Source organism: Bradyrhizobium sp. dw_411 (genome assembly GCF_018449695.1).
Taxonomy (GTDB): Bacteria; Pseudomonadota; Alphaproteobacteria; order Rhizobiales; family Xanthobacteraceae; genus Bradyrhizobium.
In genome coordinates this window covers 327,762-345,662 of sequence record NZ_JAAVUY010000005.1, presented here as the reverse complement: position 1 = coordinate 345,662, position 17,901 = coordinate 327,762, and the positions used below count along the sequence as shown (strand labels likewise).

Annotated in this window: 16 protein-coding genes; 11 read left to right on the top strand and 5 right to left on the bottom strand. The window is 62.2% G+C overall.

Annotation, left to right across the window (positions count from 1 at the left end; genetic code table 11):
• Positions 1-30 precede the first annotated feature (30 nt).
• Positions 31-1,788 (top strand): NAD+ synthase, encoded by a 1,758-nt coding sequence (locus HB676_RS10825; protein WP_213737775.1) that lies wholly within the window; start codon positions 31-33, stop codon positions 1,786-1,788.
• On the opposite strand, the gene HB676_RS10820 is transcribed toward HB676_RS10825, so the two are convergent.
• Positions 1,785-2,972, bottom strand: coding sequence for a DUF2865 domain-containing protein (locus HB676_RS10820; protein ID WP_213737774.1), 1,188 nt, complete (start codon positions 2,970-2,972; stop codon positions 1,785-1,787). The two genes, HB676_RS10825 and HB676_RS10820, sit on opposite strands and share 4 nt — an antisense overlap.
• A gap of 151 nt (positions 2,973-3,123) precedes the next feature.
• Complete coding sequence (locus HB676_RS10815; RefSeq protein WP_213737773.1) at positions 3,124-3,429, bottom strand: hypothetical protein; 306 nt, start codon at positions 3,427-3,429, stop codon at positions 3,124-3,126.
• Between the two features lie 276 nt (positions 3,430-3,705).
• On the opposite strand from HB676_RS10815, the gene cysS reads away from it, so the two are divergent.
• The 4 genes from cysS (at position 3,706) to HB676_RS10795 (ending at position 7,723) form a co-directional block, all read left to right on the top strand.
• Positions 3,706-5,100: a cysteine--tRNA ligase gene (gene cysS / locus HB676_RS10810; RefSeq protein ID WP_213737772.1), complete on the top strand. Its 1,395-nt coding sequence runs from the start codon at positions 3,706-3,708 to the stop codon at positions 5,098-5,100.
• Complete coding sequence (locus tag HB676_RS10805) at positions 5,100-5,612, top strand: GNAT family N-acetyltransferase (RefSeq protein ID WP_213737771.1); 513 nt, start codon at positions 5,100-5,102, stop codon at positions 5,610-5,612. The genes cysS and HB676_RS10805 overlap by 1 nt, the downstream gene beginning before the upstream one ends.
• Complete coding sequence (gene cimA / locus HB676_RS10800; RefSeq protein ID WP_213737770.1) at positions 5,609-7,207, top strand: citramalate synthase; 1,599 nt, start codon at positions 5,609-5,611, stop codon at positions 7,205-7,207. Before HB676_RS10805 ends, cimA begins: the two co-directional genes overlap by 4 nt.
• A gap of 117 nt (positions 7,208-7,324) precedes the next feature.
• Positions 7,325-7,723, top strand: coding sequence for a VOC family protein (locus tag HB676_RS10795; RefSeq protein ID WP_213737769.1), 399 nt, complete (start codon positions 7,325-7,327; stop codon positions 7,721-7,723).
• Between the two features lie 19 nt (positions 7,724-7,742).
• Here HB676_RS10795 and HB676_RS10790 read toward each other — a convergent pair whose 3' ends face one another.
• The gene (locus tag HB676_RS10790; protein ID WP_213737768.1) at positions 7,743-8,348 is read right to left on the bottom strand and encodes a TIGR00730 family Rossman fold protein; all 606 of its coding nucleotides are present in this window, start codon (positions 8,346-8,348) and stop codon (positions 7,743-7,745) included.
• A gap of 215 nt (positions 8,349-8,563) precedes the next feature.
• On the opposite strand from HB676_RS10790, the gene HB676_RS10785 reads away from it, so the two are divergent.
• From HB676_RS10785 to HB676_RS10760, 6 genes are all read left to right on the top strand, one after another.
• Positions 8,564-10,519 carry an ABC transporter ATP-binding protein/permease gene (locus HB676_RS10785; protein ID WP_213737767.1) on the top strand — a complete coding sequence of 652 codons (1,956 nt, stop codon included), beginning with the start codon at positions 8,564-8,566 and terminating at the stop codon, positions 10,517-10,519.
• Between the two features lie 55 nt (positions 10,520-10,574).
• Complete coding sequence (locus tag HB676_RS10780) at positions 10,575-11,273, top strand: phosphatidylserine decarboxylase (protein WP_213737766.1); 699 nt, start codon at positions 10,575-10,577, stop codon at positions 11,271-11,273.
• A gap of 82 nt (positions 11,274-11,355) precedes the next feature.
• Positions 11,356-12,237, top strand: a complete 882-nt coding sequence (gene pssA, locus HB676_RS10775; RefSeq protein WP_249780187.1) for a CDP-diacylglycerol--serine O-phosphatidyltransferase — start codon at positions 11,356-11,358, stop codon at positions 12,235-12,237.
• 141 nt (positions 12,238-12,378) lie between these two features.
• Positions 12,379-13,101, top strand: coding sequence for an RraA family protein (locus HB676_RS10770; RefSeq protein ID WP_346347312.1), 723 nt, complete (start codon positions 12,379-12,381; stop codon positions 13,099-13,101).
• A 159-nt stretch (positions 13,102-13,260) separates the two neighbouring features.
• Positions 13,261-15,618 (top strand): Orn/Lys/Arg decarboxylase N-terminal domain-containing protein, encoded by a 2,358-nt coding sequence (locus tag HB676_RS10765; RefSeq protein WP_213737764.1) that lies wholly within the window; start codon positions 13,261-13,263, stop codon positions 15,616-15,618.
• A gap of 29 nt (positions 15,619-15,647) precedes the next feature.
• Entirely contained in the window at positions 15,648-16,217 is a 570-nt protein-coding gene (locus HB676_RS10760) for a GNAT family N-acetyltransferase (protein ID WP_213737763.1), read from the top strand.
• 10 nt (positions 16,218-16,227) lie between these two features.
• On the opposite strand, the gene HB676_RS10755 is transcribed toward HB676_RS10760, so the two are convergent.
• Both HB676_RS10755 and dapA read right to left on the bottom strand, forming a co-directional pair.
• Positions 16,228-16,656 (bottom strand): AprI/Inh family metalloprotease inhibitor, encoded by a 429-nt coding sequence (locus HB676_RS10755; protein WP_213737762.1) that lies wholly within the window; start codon positions 16,654-16,656, stop codon positions 16,228-16,230.
• Between the two features lie 140 nt (positions 16,657-16,796).
• The gene (gene dapA / locus HB676_RS10750; RefSeq protein ID WP_213737761.1) at positions 16,797-17,732 is read right to left on the bottom strand and encodes a 4-hydroxy-tetrahydrodipicolinate synthase; all 936 of its coding nucleotides are present in this window, start codon (positions 17,730-17,732) and stop codon (positions 16,797-16,799) included.
• Between the last annotated feature and the right edge of the window lie 169 nt (positions 17,733-17,901).

The window sequence follows — 17,901 nt, the reverse complement described above, 5'->3', positions numbered from 1 at the left end:
GTTTACCCCCGCGCAAGGCACCTTCGTTCCATGACCGAAAACGCCGCTCAGTTCACGATCACTTTGGCCCAGTTGAACCCGACGGTGGGCGATGTCACCGGCAACGCCGTCAAGGCGCGGATGGCGCGCGCAAAAGCGCGATCCGATGGCGCCGATCTCGTCGTGCTGTCGGAATTGTTTATCGCGGGCTATCCGCCGGAAGATCTGGTGCTGAAACCGGCGTTCCAGTCGGCTTGTCGTGCTGCCATTGAAGACCTCGCGCGCGAAACCGCCGATGGCGGGCCGGCGATGCTGATCGGCGTTCCCTGGGTCGAGGACGGCAAGCTCTACAATGCCTGCGCCTTGCTCGATGAAGGCCGCATCGCCGCCATTCGCTTCAAGGCCAATCTGCCGAATTACGGCGTGTTCGATGAAAAGCGCGTGTTCGCGCGTGGCCCGGCCGCGGGCCCGGTGACCATTCGCGGCATCCGGGTCGGCGTTCCCATTTGCGAAGACACCTGGCTGGAAGAGTCGGAAGAATACGAGAACGTGGTCGAATGTCTCGCCGAGACCGGCGCGGAAATTCTCGTGGTGCCGAACGGCTCGCCCTATGCGCGCGACAAGAACGACATCCGCCTGTCGGTGTCGGTGGCGCGGGTCACTGAAAGCGGGTTGCCGCTGATCTATCTCAATCAGGTCGGCGGTCAGGATGAATTGGTGTTCGACGGTGCTTCTTTCGCGCTGAATGCGGACCTCTCGGTGGCGGCGCAATTGCCGGCGTTCGAGGAAAACATCACAACCCTGCGCTGGACCAAAAGTGAATCCGGCTGGCGCTGCAACGGCCCGGTCGCTGATATCATTGAGGGCGACAAGGCCGACTACGCCGCCTGCGTGCTGGGGTTGCGCGACTATGTCGGCAAGACCGGATTTCCCGGCGTGCTGATGGGCATCTCGGGCGGTATCGACTCGGCGCTGTGCGCGGCGATTGCGGTCGATGCGCTGGGGGCGGAGCGGGTGCGCGGCGTGATGCTGCCGTTTCGCTTTACCGCGCAGGTCTCGCTCGATGATGCGGCCAAGCTCGCGGCTGAGTTGGGAATCCGCTACGAGGTGCTGCCGATCGCGCAGGCGGTCAACGGCTTTGAAGCGATCCTGTCGGAGACGTTCGCTGGCCTGGCGCGGGACATCACCGAAGAAAATCTGCAGGCGCGCACGCGCGGCACGCTATTGATGGCGATTTCCAACAAGACCGGCGCGATGGTGGTCACGACCGGCAACAAGTCGGAAATGTCGGTCGGCTACGCCACGCTCTATGGCGACATGAACGGCGGCTACAATCCGATCAAGGATATCTACAAGACCGAAGTTTTTCGGCTGTCCAGCCTGCGCAACACGTGGAAGCCGGACGGCGCGCTGGGCCCGTCGGGCGAAATCATTCCGGTCAACATCATCACGCGGCCGCCGACCGCGGAGCTGCGCGAAAACCAGACCGATCAGGATTCACTGCCGCCTTACGACATCCTCGATGCGATCCTGGAGCGGCTGGTCGAGCGCGAGGAGCCGTTGGCATCGATCGTCGCCGAGGGATTCGATCGCGATGTGGTGACGCGGATAGACCGGCTGTTGAATATCGCCGAATACAAGCGGCGCCAGGCTGCCCCCGGCGTCAAGGTGACGCGCCGGAATTTCGGGCGCGACCGCCGCTATCCCATCACCAACAAGTTTCGCGATACCGGCAAACCTCTGCCGAAACCCGACGAGACGCTGGTGTCCCGCGCAAGCCGCGGCTCGGCCGAGGCGTTTGAAGGCTAGCGTTTTCTGGCGTCTGGCGCGGGAGGAATGAAAGTCGGGCCGACCGAGCGGATCGTCTTATTGTCCGGCGCGCTTCCGGTTGAGACCGGCGCGTTGTTGGCCGCAGGGGCAGGTGCGGGTGGCGCATCCGGAGTTGCGGTAGCCGCGGTCGGCGCGGCGCCTTTCTTGGCGGGAGCCGGCGGTTGCTTGGTCGGGGCACGCGACATTTTCTTCGCGCTCTCTTCGGTGACGATGATGTCGCCCTGCTGTTCGGCGGCGGCTTTATCGTCGATGCTCTTGAGCGCATCGGACCAGGTCTGCCCGGCTGCCTTGCACGCACAGGACGGGTTGAACTCCTGGCGGAAGCGAAACGCATTCGGCGACGACGAATAAGGCTGACCGTTGATAGACACGGCCTGGTTCATGTCCTCGCCGGGATTGCGGTAGCTGTAGAGGCTGGCTTCCGTGGCCGGGCACAGCGCCTTGCAGGTCTTATCGTCATCGGCGAAGCGCGCGGGCACGGTGGCAAAGGAGATCGGAAAATATCCGCCGTCGCAGCTGCGCACGCAGACGGTGCGATAGGTGCCGGATTGCGGGCCGACATCGGCGCCGGGCGTACCCGGCGCGTTGTTGCCGAACAGGTTGTTCAGAAAATTGCCCGGACCCTGGTTTTGCACCGCGTTGGCATATTGCGGCCCGCAATTATTCTGCGCGAGCGCCAGCAACACCGAGCGGCGCTGATTGTCGCGATTGGCGCCGCCACTGCCGCGCAACTGCTCGAGACTGCCCGTGATCTGATCGAGGTTCGCGCGCATCTGCTGAATCTGGTTGTTGACCGGACCGCATTGCGCCGATTGGCCGTTGAACAGCGAGAGGAAACCGGAACTGTCGCAGCCCATCCGCTTGGCCTGCGAGGTGACGCGATCGAGCTCCCCCTGCTGTTTGGTCGCGGCATCGGTATAGCGGCGGATCTGGTCGTCCCGGGCCGGGTCGCCGGTGCTGCCGCCGCGGTCGATGGTCGCCAGTTGTGTTTCGAGCCGCGGGCACATCGGATTGACTGCGCCGCCCTGTGGCGGCGGTGGAGGCGCGCCCGGACTGACTTGCGCACGGGCGTCAACGCCCAGCACGGCTGCGCCGAGTAACACTGCGCCGGCCAAAATCGATCGAAAGGTCGATCTGGATGAGAAAATCAGCACTTCAGACATGTCCGGCCATCAGGCGATTCCGCGCGGGTTTGGAAAAACCGCAGGCGCGGCCAACGGGGCCTTCCCATACCCGCTTCTCGGGGCATCGTCACGTCGTTTCCGGGGCACCAGTATGGCGGGGACGGCGTGTGATCTTGCCGCAGCCGACGCCTCAGCGTTGGCAGGTGATCGCGACGTATTCGTCGCAGCCGGCGTGGGTGCAGTTCTTGCTTCCTTGCGGAACCGAGCCGGTAATCTCGTCCGGGTCGACGCGCCGGTAGGAAGAAGCCTGGGCGAAGTCCCGCGACTGGCAATAGGACAAAGCGGCATGGGCGCCGCATTTCTCACCCTTGGCGAGGCACTGGTCGACGCCGTAGCCGTCGGCCTGGTTGGAAACGATGAAAACGCGGCTGTCGGCCGATGCCGCCGAGGCGGCAAGGACGAATACGCAGGCCAAAAGCGCGGAAATGGATCGCATGCTGCACCGGGTAAGAAGGGGGTCGCCGTCATACGGTAAACTCAAAGTGTAAAGAATGATTAACCATCGCGGCGGGCGGCGCGGTTTCGTCGGCCAAATGGGCTTTTCTGAGGCACTTGACGCAATCCCCCAAGCTGCCGCATGGTATTCCGCATGAACGGTTTCCTCGCCATTTGCGGCATTTGCCGCGAAATTATGAGCTAGCGATTCGCTGGCTGAGGCCGTCTTTTCTCACACGAGATCATTGGACGCCCGGCCGCAACGGGTAGGTTGTCCATGGAATTGCGCCTCTACGATACCTTGACCAAGGAAAAGCGCGCCTTTGTGCCGCTCGATCCGGCCAATGTGCGGATGTATGTCTGCGGGCCGACGGTCTATGACTTCGCCCATATCGGCAACGCGCGTCCGGTGATCGTGTTCGACGTGCTGTTCCGGCTGCTGCGGCATGTCTATGGCGAGGGTCACGTTACTTACGTTCGCAACATCACCGACGTCGACGACAAGATCAACGATCGCGCCGCGCGGGATTTTCCCGGCCTGCCGCTGAACGAGGCGATCCGCAAGGTCACCGAGAAGACCGCCAATCAGTTCCATGCCGACGTCGCGGCGCTGGGTTGCCTGCCGCCGACCATCGAGCCGCGCGCGACCGATTTCGTGTTGCCGCGTTCCGACGGCAAGGCCGACATGGTGACGCTGATCAAGCAATTAATCGCGCGCGGTCATGCCTATGAGGCCGGTGGCGAAGTGCTGTTCGATACCCAATCGATGCCGGACTATGGCGCGCTGTCAGGCCGCAAGCTCGATGAGCAGCAGGCTGGTGCGCGCATCGCGGTCGATGCCCACAAAAAGCAACCGACTGACTTCGTGCTCTGGAAACAATCGTCGGACAATGAACCAGGCTGGGAAAGCCCGTGGGGTAGGGGACGTCCGGGCTGGCACATTGAATGCTCCGCGATGAGCGCGGCCTATCTCGGCGACGTCTTCGACATTCACGGCGGCGGCCTCGATCTGATTTTTCCGCACCACGAAAACGAGATCGCACAGTCGCGCTGCGCCCACGGCACGCCGACGATGGCGAATTACTGGATGCATAACGGCTTCCTGCAGATCGAAGGCGAGAAGATGTCGAAGTCGACCGGCAACTTCGTCACGATCAATGAGTTGCTGGCGGATTGGCCGGGCGAAGTGCTGCGCCTCAATATGCTCAAGACGCATTATCGTTCGCCGATCGATTGGACGCTGAAAGGTCTGGAAGAAAGCGCCAAGACGCTCGACGACTGGTACTGGGTCGCTGCCGATATCAAGAGCGGACAGCCTTCCGGCGCGGTCATCGAAGCGCTCTCGGACGACCTGAACACGCCGCAGATGATTGCGTCACTGCACGGCATACGTAACAGTGCGGCTTCGGGAAATGACCAAGATCGTGAGCTGTTTGCTTCCTCGTTGCGGCTCATCGGTTTCCTGTCAGAAACTGCTGCGGCCTGGAACGGCCGAAAGCAGCAGGCCAGCGGCATCGATGCGAAACAGATAGATAGTCTGATTTCGGACCGCACCGCGGCCCGTGCGCGCAAGGACTTTAAGGAATCCGATCGCATCCGTGATGAACTCGCCGCGATGGGCGTGGTCATCAAGGATTCCAAGGAAGGCACCACCTGGGAGATCGCACGCTAATGGGACAGGCGCTGCCTAAACCCGCTCTGCGGCCGTTTCTTGCCGAGGACACGCCTGTGCTGGCCGCAATCTTTGCTGCCAGCATCGAGGAGTTGACCGGCGACGATTACAGTGAAGCCCAGCAGGAAGCCTGGGCCAGCGCCGTTGAGGACGAGGAGAAATTCGGCAAGCGTCTTGCGGCCGAATTGACGCTGGTCGCGACCTTGCAGAATTCGCCGGTTGGTTTTGCCGCGCTGAAAGGCCCTGATCATATCGACATGCTCTATGTGCATCCCGGCGCGGTCGGGCAGGGCGTGGCCGCGATGCTGTGCGATGCGCTGGAAAAGCTCGCCGGCGCGCGTGGCGCCACGAAGCTGACGGTCGATGCCAGCGACAATGCGACGGAGTTCTTTTTAAAGCGCGGCTATGTCGCCATGCAGCGCAACACGGTGACCATCAATGGCGAGTGGCTCGCCAATACCACGATGCAGAAGACGCTCGGCGACAATGCCGCGCCGGGAGCGCCATCATGACTCGCGAGCGGCTCTATCTGTTCGACACCACGCTGCGCGACGGCGCGCAGACCAATGGCGTCGATTTCACGCTGCATGACAAGCAATTGATCGCGCAGATGCTGGACGAACTCGGCATCGACTATGTCGAAGGCGGCTATCCCGGCGCCAATCCCACCGATACCGCGTTCTTCGCCGAAAAGCCGAAGCTCAATCATGCCCGCTTTACCGCGTTCGGCATGACGCGGCGGCCCGGCCGTTCCGCGTCGAACGATCCGGGGTTGGCGGGATTGCTCGAAGCCAAGGCGGATGCAATCTGTTTTGTCGCGAAGTCATCAGCCTATCAGGTCCGCGTCGCGCTCAAGACCACCAACGAGGAAAATCTGGCCTCGATCCGCGACAGCGTGACGGCTGCGAAATCCGCCGGCCGCGAGGTCATGCTCGATTGCGAACATTTCTTCGATGGCTACAAGGAAAATCCGGAATTCGCGCTGGCCTGCGCCAAGGCTGCTTATGATTCCGGCGCGCGCTGGGTGGTGTTGTGCGACACCAATGGCGGCACCATGCCGCATGAGGTCGAAACCATCGTCACCGAGGTGACGAAACACATACCGGGCGACCATGTCGGCATTCACGCCCATAACGACACCGAACAGGCTGTGGCCAATTCCTTTGCCGCGGTGCGCGCGGGCGCCCGGCAAATCCAGGGCACGCTCAACGGTCTTGGCGAGCGCTGCGGCAACGCCAATCTGTGTTCGCTGATTCCGACCCTGCGGCTCAAGCCGGAATTCTCCGATCGCTTTGAAATAGGTGTGTCGCCGGACAAACTGACCACCCTGATGAAGGTGTCGCGAACGCTGGACGACATGCTCAATCGTGCGCCCGATCGCCACGCGCCCTATGTCGGTGAAAGCGCGTTTGTGACCAAGACCGGCATTCACGCCTCCGCCGTGCTGAAGGATCCGCAGACCTACGAGCATGTGACGCCCGAGGCGGTTGGCAATCATCGCAAGGTGCTGGTGTCGGATCAGGCCGGCCGCTCGAACGTGATCGCCGAACTGGATCGCGCCGGGATCGTCTATGACAGGAACGATCCAAAGCTGATTCGTCTGGTCGAGGAACTGAAAGAGCGCGAAGCCGCGGGCTATGCCTATGAGTCCGCCAACGCATCGTTCGACCTGTTGGCGCGGCGCACACTCGGCCGGGTGCCGGAATATTTCCGGGTCGAGCAGTTCGACGTCAATACCGAGCAGCGCTACAACGCCAACGGTCAGCGCGTTACGGTGGCGATGGCGGTGGTGAAGGTCGATGTCGACGGCGAAAAGCTGATCTCGGCGGCGGAAGGCAACGGTCCCGTCAACGCGCTCGACGTCGCGCTGCGCAAGGATCTCGGCAAATTCCAGAAATATATCGAAGGCCTCAAGCTGATCGATTATCGCGTGCGTATCCTCAATGGCGGCACCGAAGCGGTGACGCGGGTGCTGATCGAAAGCGCGGACGAGGAGGGCGAGCGCTGGACCACGATCGGGGTCTCGCCCAATATTATCGATGCGTCGTTTCAGGCGCTGATGGATTCGGTGGTTTATAAGCTGGTGAAATCCGGCGCGCCAGCTTAACGAAATTATTCGTCATTCCGGGGCGATGCGAAGCATCGAACCCGGAATCTCGAGATTCCGGGTCTGGTGCTAACGCACCATCCCGGAATGACGTTGCAATATCGGGGGGCCTTTCACATGCTCGACCATGTCTCCGTCGGCGTCAGCAACCTAGATCGTGCCGCCAACTTTTATGAACGCACACTCGCCCCCCTCGGCCTGTCACGGGTAGTCACCCGGCCGGCGACAATCGGCTTCGGCAAGGCCTATCCGGAGTTCTGGATCAATCTGCGCGCCGAGATGACGCCGGTCGAGCCGGGCAGCGGCGTCCACATCTGTCTTCGGGCGAAATCGACCGACGAGGTCGATGCATTTCATGCGGCGGCGCTGACCGCCGGTGGCAGTTCCGACGGCGCGCCGGGCCTGCGTCCACATGATCGGGTGCGTTATTACGCAGCCTTCGTCAGGGATCCCGACGGCAACCGCATCGAGGCGGTGACGTTCCTGAAAGACGAAGCGAGCGGGGCGGCGCCGTAGAAATTTGGCGCCGTAGAAATTACAGGCGGCGCGCGACTTCGGGGGCTAGCTGCTTGGTCTCTTCGGAGGCCTTGTCCGCCGCGGCTTGCAGCCTCGGCAGGATGTCTTCGACCCGTTCGGCTTTCAGAATCTCGATCGCCAGTGTCGGCCGAATGAATTGGGTGGAACGCATATGCGTCAACAGGCCGAGCAGCGGTTCCCAGAAGTTCGCGATGTTCGCGATCAGGATCGGCTTGGAGTGACGGCCAAGCTGCTGCCAGGTCAATTGCTCGACCAGTTCCTCCAGCGTGCCGATGCCACCGGGCAATGCGACGAAGGCGTCCGAATGCTCGAACATCAGCCGCTTGCGCTCGTGCATATCGGGCGTGACGATCATCTCCTGAACGCGCTTGAGGGCGTTTTCGCGCAGCTTGAGAAAATCGGGGATGATGCCGGTGACGGTGCCGCCATGATCGAGCACCGAGGTCGCTACCGAGCCCATCAGGCCCAGGGAACCGCCGCCATAGACGAGGCGAACGCCGTTTTCGGCGAGAGTCTTCCCCAAGGCGACGGCGGCTTCGGTAAAGCGCGGGTCGGTGCCGGGGCCGGATCCGCAATAGACGCAGACGGTTTTGATCTTGCTCATCATTTCCATGTGGCACTGCAGCGTAAAGTCGTCAAGCCGCCCGATTCGCGGCGGCAGCCAAATCTATCCGCAAATCGCGGGAAATCGTGAAAGAAATACCTCCGTTTGGGGTGCACGGGGCATTCAAACACTCTATATGACCGGGCAGAATGCAAACCGACCAAAAAACACCCGCGATGGCAGACCGGTCGCCGGCCTGTTCCAGGCTTTGATCGATGGCCCATCCTCACTCGTCCGGGGACACCGGAGAGGCGCTGCCCGCCAACAAGTCCATTGAACAGGCGACCCTGATCGGGACGCTGGCGCACCTGTGGCCCTATATCTGGCCGGGCGACCGCGCCGACCTCAAGATGAGCGTGGTCTGGTCGGTCGTATTGCTGCTGGTCGCCAAGGTTGCGACGCTGTCGGTGCCGTTCACCTTCAAATGGGCGATCGACGCGTTGACGGGGGCCGATACCGCGCCCGTGCAAGCTTCGAACTGGACGGCGTGGCTGATCGCCTCGCCGCTGATCATGACGATCAGCTACGGCGGGCTACGCATATTGATGGCGGTTCTGACCCAATGGCGCGACGGCATTTTCGCGCGGGTCGCGATGCATGCGGTGCGCAAGCTCGCTTACCGCACTTTCGTCCACATGCACGAATTGTCGCTGCGCTTTCATCTCGAGCGCAAGACCGGCGGGCTGACGCGGGTTCTGGAGCGCGGCCGTTCCGGCATCGAAGTCATCGTGCGGATGGTGATCCTGCAACTGGTCCCGACCGTCGTCGAGGTGTCGCTGCTGACGGGCGTGCTGTTGTGGCAGTTCGACTGGCGCTACGTGGTGGCGACGCTGATCACCGTCGTGCTGTTCATGTGGTACACGTATATCGCGACCGAATGGCGGATCGAGATCCGCCGCAAGATGAACGAGTCCGACACCGACGCCAACACCAAGGCGATCGACTCGCTGTTGAATTACGAAACCGTCAAATATTTCAGCGCCGAAGAACGCGAGGCCACGCGCTACGACGGCTCAATGGCGCGTTACGAGCGCGCCAGCGTCAAAACCTACACATCGCTGGCGGTGCTCAACACCGGGCAGGCGATCATCTTCACCGCGGGTCTCACGGCGACCATGGTGATGTGCGCGATCGGCGTGCGCAGCGGCAAAAACACAGTGGGCGATTTCGTCATGGTTAACGCCATGATGATCCAGCTCTATCAGCCCTTGAATTTCATGGGCATGGTCTATCGCGAGATCAAGCAGGCGGTGATCGATATCGAGAAGATGTTCGGCGTGTTGTCGCGCAATCCCGAGATCAAGGATATTCCCGGCGCCACGCCGCTGGTCGTGACTTCAGGCAATGTACGTTTCGAAAACGTGCAATTCTCTTACGATCCCGATCGCCCAATCCTCAAAGGCCTGAGCTTCGAGGTTCCCGCCGGCCACACGGTCGCGATTGTCGGTCCGTCCGGCGCGGGCAAATCGACGATCTCGCGACTGCTGTTCCGTCTCTATGATGTGTCGAGCGGCAAGATCCTGATCGATGGCCAGGATATCCGCAATGTCACGCAATCGTCGCTGCGGGCATCGATCGGCATGGTCCCGCAGGATACGGTGCTGTTCAACGACACCATCCGCTACAACATTCGCTACGGTCGCTGGGATGCTGGGGATGCCGAGGTGGAGGCGGCGGCGCGGTTGGCGCAGATTGACGGCTTCATCCGGATGTCGCCGAAGGGTTACGAGACCCAGGTCGGCGAACGCGGCCTGAAATTGTCCGGCGGCGAGAAGCAGCGCGTCGCGATCGCGCGGACTGTTTTGAAGGCGCCGCCGATCCTGGTGCTCGACGAGGCGACCTCGGCGCTCGACAGTCACACCGAGCACGAAATCCAGGAGGCGCTGGAGCGGGTGTCGCGCAACCGCACCTCGCTGGTAATCGCGCATCGGCTGTCCACGATCGTCGGCGCCGACGAAATCATCGTGCTGGACCAGGGCCGCATCGCCGAGCGCGGCACGCATGCGCAGCTTTTGGCAAGCGGCGGACTTTATGCCAGTATGTGGAACAGGCAGCGCGAGGCTCAGGAGGCGCGGGAGAGGTTGGCATTGATTGCCGACGAGAACGAAGCGCCCAACCGCGAACCGCCGCCGGTCAACGATGCGCTGGTAACACCGGCCGCTGCCGAATAATCGAAGTGTGGTCCCATCTCCGCTGGGGGGAGGGGAAAGATGACAGCGAGTTTTGATGTCGATTGCCAATTCCATTCGCGCGCAAATTCCGCCGATTCATCCCGAGGGCTATCCGTTCATCGGTGGCTTTGCGCTGGTAAGCCTGATCCTGTTCTGGCTGTGGACGCCGCTCGGCTGGATCGGCACCGTGCTGACGATCTGGTGCGCGCTGTTCTTTCGCGATCCGGTGCGGGTGACGCCGGTGCGCGAGGGGCTCGTTATCGCGCCGGCCGATGGGCGCGTCTCGATGATCGCCCAGGTGCTGCCGCCGGCTGAACTCGGCCTCGGCGACAAGCCGCTGCCGCGTGTCTCGATCTTCATGAGCGTGTTCAACTGTCATGTGAACCGCAGCCCGGTGGCCGGCCGGATCGACCGGATCGCGTATCGTCCGGGTACCTTCATCAATGCGGAACTCGACAAGGCCAGCGAGGACAATGAACGTAATTCGTTGGTGATCTCGACCCCCAACGGACGTATCGGCGTGGTCCAGATCGCGGGCCTGGTGGCGCGGCGGATCGTGTCTTTCGTGCGGGAAGGGCAGTCGATCGGAGCCGGCGAGCGGTTCGGGTTGATCCGGTTCGGATCGCGCCTCGACGTCTATTTGCCGGAAGGCACGAGGTCGCTGGTGTCGGAAGGGCAGACCGCGGTCGCTGGAGAGACCATTCTGGCCGATTTCAGGCTGGGCGATAATGGCCGAACTTACCGCGCCGATTAACCATCGAAGCGGTCTGGCCGGGCGGCAGAGCGCCGCAATGGCGTAAGGGGGCGACGCTTGCTATATAAGCCTAGCCATGCAGATGCCTGACGATCCCAAGTCTCCTGAAATGCGCCGCCGCCGGTTTCGCCCGATCCCGGTGCGCATGCTGGTGCCCAATTTCATTACACTGCTGGCGATCTGCGCCGGGCTGACCGCGATCCGCCTGTCCACCGAAGGGCGGATGGAATTGGCGGTGGCCGCGATCGTGTTTGCGGCGGTCCTCGATGGCCTCGATGGCCGCGTCGCGCGCATGATCAAGGGCCAGTCTAAATTCGGCGCGGAACTCGACAGCCTCGCCGACTTCGTCAATTTCGGCGTCGCGCCCGGTCTCATCCTGTACTTCTGGCAGTTGCATGAATTGAACAATGGCGGCTGGATCGCCGCGATGGTGTTCGCGATCTCAGGCGGCCTGCGGCTGGCGCGTTTCAACGCGACCATGGACGATCCGAACAAGCCTGCCTTTGCGGCGAACTATTTCACCGGCATTCCGGCGCCCGCCGGCGCGATCACGGTGATGCTCCCGATTTATTTCCAGTTTCTCGGCTTCTCCCAACCGCCGGCGATCCTGACCGCGTTCTATACGCTGCTGATCGGCTTCCTGATGGTTTCGCGGCTGCCGGTCTTTTCCGGCAAGACGGTGAAGATGCGGGTGCCGCCGGAAATGGTGCTGCCGGTTTTCGTCTCGGTGGTGTTCTTCATTGCGCTTCTGATCGGCTATCCCTGGCAGATGCTTTCCATCATGACGGTGATGTATCTCCTGGCCCTGCCGGCCGGATGGAAGTCCTATCGCGATCACAAGCGCAAAGCCGCCGCGGCGCAGACGGTAATGCCGCCCGGCGCTGCCCCGCTAGATCCGGCGGCCCCGTTCGTGCCCAGCGTCACGGAGCCGGATCAGGACGACCGGCCGGCCCGGCTGAACTGAGCCGCCCGTTCGGCCGCCGCATGCGGTTTTTGCCGGATATCTGCCATGAGCGAGAGCCGAGTTGGGTTCGATCCCGATCTCGGCTATAGGGCTGTCATACGGCCTTCAATAACGGCCGGTCCCGCATTCTGGAGAAACGCTGTGACGACGAATTCCACGACCGCGCCGCTGCCCGCTTCACTGCTTGAAGCGCTCCGGCGTTATGACACGCCAACGATCTGCAACGCGATGGAAGTCGTCGCCCCGGAACGGCGTCTGATCGGCTACACCACCAAGCCGCTGGTGTGTCCGTTCCCCGAGCTGCCGCCGATGGTCGGCTATGCGCGCACGGTGACGATCCGTTCGGTGATCAAGTCGGGGCTGTCCGCCGAAGAGCAATCCAAGCGCCGCATCGAATATTACGAATATATGGGCACCGGTATCGGGCCGCGCATCACCGTGATCCAGGACATCGACGGCGCTGACGTCGGCTACGGCGCGTTCTGGGGCGAAGTTCAAAGCAACGTGCACAAGGCGCTGGGTTGCCTCGGCGTAATCACCGACGGCTCGATCCGCGATATCCCGCAATGGGCACCGGGCTTCCAGGCGCTGGCGGGTTCTGTCGGACCGTCTCACGCCTGGGTCCACGCCGAGACTTTCGGTGGCGAAGTCCGCGTGGCCGGCATGACGGTACGCTCGGACGATCTCATCCATGCCGACAGCCACGGCGCGATCGTGATCCCCTACGATATCGCCCCGAAAATTCCGGACGCCGCCGAGCTTTGTGGCCGCCGCGAGACGCCCATTCTCGATATCGCCCGCAGCCCGGACTTTACCCTCGAGAAGCTGAAAGCCGCGCTGAAGAAGTCGGCCGAGATTCACTGACCGCTTCGCACTTTATTTGATTTGCGAAGAAAATAGTTCCCGCCCTCGGATCGAATCCGGGGGCGTATTTTTTGGGAATATTGCGAGGCCGGAAATCATCGTCATTGAACTGTCATCGAATGCGCCAACAGCTAATTATCAACGCATTCGAGGATACCGATGGATTACTTCCGGCGCTTTACCTTCCTGTTCGCAGCCCCCGTCTTCGACACCGACGATCTCGAAGGGCTCCGTTTCAACCAGATCATCACCGAGATCGAACGCTCCGGCTTCGAAGTCGTGCGGGCGCGTAAGCTCGAGGATGCCGAGATCGCGGTGCAAACCGATGCGGCGATCGGCTGCATGGTGGTCGATTGGGGCAAGAAAGGCCTGGAAGGCAAAACCGCCGCGCTGATCAATCTGATGCGCCGCCGCGGCCTCGATTTTCCGATCATCCTCCTGATCCGCCGCAAGCGGTTCGAGGACCTGCCGGTTGAAGTGCTCGATTTCATTGACGGTTATGTCTTCCTATCCGAGGAGACACCGCCCTTCATCGCCAAAAATCTGATCAGCCGGCTCAAGCAATATGCGGAGACGCTGAAGACCCCGTTCTTCGGAGCGTTGGTCGATTATGCCGAGGAGGGCAATCAACTGTGGACCTGCCCGGGCCACAATGGCGGCGTGTTTTACAGCCGCAGCCCGATCGGCCGGGTGTTTGTGGAGCATCTCGGTGAAGCCGTGTTCCGCGACGACCTCGACAATTCGGTGCTCGACCTCGGCGATCTCCTGACGCACGAGGGCCCGGCGCTGAAGGCGCAAAAGGAAGCCGCGAAGATCTTTGGCGCGGAAAAAACTTATTTCGTGCTCAACGGCACCTCGACATCGAACAAGGTGGTGCTGGGCTCGCTGGTCGCCGAGGGCGATCTCGTATTGTTCGACCGCAACAATCACAAGGCTGCCCATCATGGCGCGCTGATGATGGCCGGCGGTATTCCCGTTTACATTCCGGCGGTGCGAAACGCCTGGGGCTTGATCGGCCCGATGCGCTGGGACGCGCTCGACGAAACTGCGCTGCGCGAGCGCATCCGCAACCATCCGCTGGTCAAGGACCCGGAAGCCTGGCGCAAGCCGCGGCCGTTTCGTGTCGCCGTGGTCGAGCAATGCACTTACGATGGCACGATTCACAGTGCCGAGATGATCCTCGAGCGCATCGGCCACCTCTGCGACTACATCCTGTTCGATGAGGCCTGGGCCGGCTTCATGAAGTTTCATCCGCTCTACGCCGGACGTTTCGCGATGGGTCTTTCGGCGCTCGATGCCGACGCGCCGGGCATTATCGCGACCCAGTCGACCCACAAGCAGTTGGCGAGCTTTTCGCAGGCTTCGCAGATCCACATCAAGGATCGCCATATCCGCGGTCAGAAACGCCGGATCGAACACCGGCGTTTCAACGAGAGTTTCATGCAGCACGCATCGACTTCGCCGTTCTATCCGCTGTTTGCGTCGCTCGATGTCGGCGCGCAGATGATGAAGGGGCGTTCCGGCGAAGTGCTGTGGGACGATACGATCCGGCTTGGAATCGAGTTGCGCAAGAAAATCCGCGCGGTGCGGCGCGAATTCGAAGAGAAAGAGACGCGCCCCGAACGGCGCTGGTTCTTCGAACCGTTCGTACCCGACCGCGTCGCGATCCCCGACGCGTCCCGCGAGAACGCCGTGCACAACGTCGCCTGGGAAACGATCAGCACGGATCTGCTCGCCACCAACGCGTCCTATTGGCAGCTCTCGCCGGACGCGGTCTGGCACGGATTTCCCGAACTGACCGCGGGATTTGCGATGACTGATCCCAACAAACTGACGATCCTGACGCCTGGATTCGATCCGGCGACGGGAGCCTATGCCGCGCACGGGATTCCGGCGCCGATCGTGGCGCAATATCTGCGTGAAAACCGCATCGTCGCCGAAAAGAACGACCTCAACTCTCTGCTGTTTTTGCTGACGCCGGGCGTCGAGGCCAGCAAGGCCGGCACCCTGATCAGCGGGCTTGTCGCGTTCAAGAAGCTGCATGACGACAACGCGTTATTGGAAGAGGCGATCCCCGAATTCTATCAGCGCCGCGCGGCGCGCTATGCCAAGGTGCGGTTGCGCGATCTCTGCGCCGACATGCATGGCTTTTTTCGCGACGCCAATGTCAGCGCGCTGCAGGCCAGGCAATTCCTCGGAGAGCACCTGCCTGAGATCGCGATGTCGCCGCGCGATGCGGCGCGCTATCTGGTGCGCAACGACGTCGACTATCTGCCGATCGACGCGATCGCCGGCCGCGTTGCGACCACGCCGTTCGTGGTCTATCCGCCCGGGATCGCCACGATCGTCCCGGGCGAGCGTCTGAGCGAGCGCGCACAGCCGATGATCGACTATCTCAAAATGTTCGAGACCTGCTTCAACAGCTTCCCCGGATTCGATGTCGAGATTCAGGGTGTTTACCGGGAAATCGATGCGTCCGGACGCATCCGGTTGCACACCTATGTGGTTTCCGAATGAACCAGCCGTCTGAGGCGACAAGCCCATCCATGACCAACCAGCAGCCGGTGATGGTTCGCCCCTCGCGGGACGGCGATGTCGAGGCGATGCTCGCGATCTACCGCCGCCATATCCGCCGCGGGATCGAGGAAAGTGTGGATGAGAGCGGCACGCCGGAGCCGGAGGATTGGCGCGACCGGCGCAAGAACCTGCGCAGCAACCGCTTGCCGCATCTGGTGGCGGTCTGTAGCAGCGAAGTCGTGGGCTACGCCTATGTGGTGCTGTTTCGCAAACGCCCCGCCTATCGCTACGCGGTCAAGCATTCGATCTATGTTCATCACGAGCATCTCGGCCGCGGCGTCGGGCGGCTTTTGATGCAGGAACTGATCGACACCTGCGCGGCATCTGGCTTTCGCCAGATGATCGGCTATATCGATGCCGATAACACGGCGTCGTTGGCCATTCACGAGAAGTTCGGCTTTCAGAAGGTCGGGTTGCTGCCGGGCGTAGCCTATCGCTACGGCCGCTGGGCCGACTCCGTCATGGTCCAGCGTTCACTCGCGGCCGGTGCAACCGAGCCGCCGCTGATATCCAGCTTCGGACGGCGAGGGGGGCTTTAGCGCGACAAATCTACCGAGACAACGCGATATCCTGCCCGGCGCCGGTCTTGCCCTCGAAGCGGCTGGGTCCGGCGGGCGCCAGTTGCGCCAGGGTCTGGGCGTTGTGGTCGCGTATCGTCAGGCCGGCCTCGGTATAGGTCCACTTCCGGCTGGTGTAGAAATTGAACGGGCAGCCGCCCGCGGGTGCGATGGTGCCCTCGGTGGCGTTGGCATTGGCGCCGAACGTCACCGCGCAGGAACTGGCTCCTGTGGCCGACAGCGTCCATCGGCCGGCGAGACTGGTCGGCGGGGCCGCGGGGGCGGCGCCAGCAGCCGGCGCCGCGCTACTGGGCGGACTGTTCGAGGAACTGCTGTCCCAAGAAAACCGGTCGCCGCCGCTGCAGGCCGCCAGCAGCATGGTTGAGGCTAGAATGAGAACAGTGGCGATGCGGGTTGTCATGAAGACGGGTTTAAGGACCTGACATGAACGTTGGCTGTGTCTACCAGACTGTTGCCACCGTGTCAGGGCACTTCCCCGCAGGCGATTGGCGCGACTGCGACCGCGCGTAAGGTCCCTGTAATGTCGCGGCCAAGGTTTCCCTAAGACCTGGCCCTGCTCAGGTAAGGCTCGCGCCAGCCATCGCTCCGGCAGGCCAGGTCTTCGTCGTCAATCCCGGCGATCACGCTTGCCACTTCGGCTTTCGCGGCAGGGCTCAATTCGACGATCGGAAGGCGCGTGTTCGGGTGCATGAAGCCGAGCAGGCACAGCGCATATTTCAAGGCCGCCGGGCTTTCCTTGGCGAGCACCGCCGTCAGTGGCGCGAGGCGGCTTTGCAGATATCGCGCGGCTGGCAACCGTCCTTGCTGGCAACTCGAAAAAATCGCCCGGCACAGCAGCGGCGCGATATTCGATACGCTGGAGATACAGCCATCGCCGCCATGAACCAGATAGGACAATGCGGTGGCGTCGTCGCCGGACAACAGGCGAAAGCCGCTCGGCAATAGCGCCCGCAGCCGAAGCGGCCGCGCGATGTCGCCAGAGCCATCGCGCAATCCGATGAATTGCCTGGATTGCGCCAGTTGCACCAGCGTGTCGTCGGCCAATTCGCGGACCGTCCGGGCGGGAATGTCGTGCAGGATGATGGGAAGGTCGGTCGAGCCGGCGATCGCCTGAAAGTGCCTGACCATGCCGGCTTGCATCGGCTTGTTGTAATAAGGCACGACCGAGAGGATGGCGTCGGCGCCGGCGGCGACCGCGCGCCGTGTCAGCTCGATGGCCTGGCTGGTTGAATTCGAACCCGCTCCGGCAATGACGCGAACGCGGCCACGTGCGGTCTCGACGGCGGCGTGAACGATGGTGCAATGCTCGGCCGGCGTTAGCGTCGAGGCCTCGCCGGTGGTTTCGCCGACCACGATCGCGGAGACGCCGGCGGCAATCTGGCATTCGCACAGCTTCGCAAACGCCTTTAAATCGATCTCGCCGTCTTCATCGAAGGGGGTGGGAAGATCGGGTATGTAGCCCGTGAGCCAACTCATGCGGCCAATATCTTCCCGGCGGGATAGGAATTCGAGGATGGCCGGGCCGCGATCTCATATAAGCGCCATAAGACTCCGCTACTTAGGCGCTCGAAAACTGGGTCAATGGCTGACCTGAAACAGGCGGGAACCCGTTCGTTCACATTTTTGGAAGAATCCAAAAATCTTG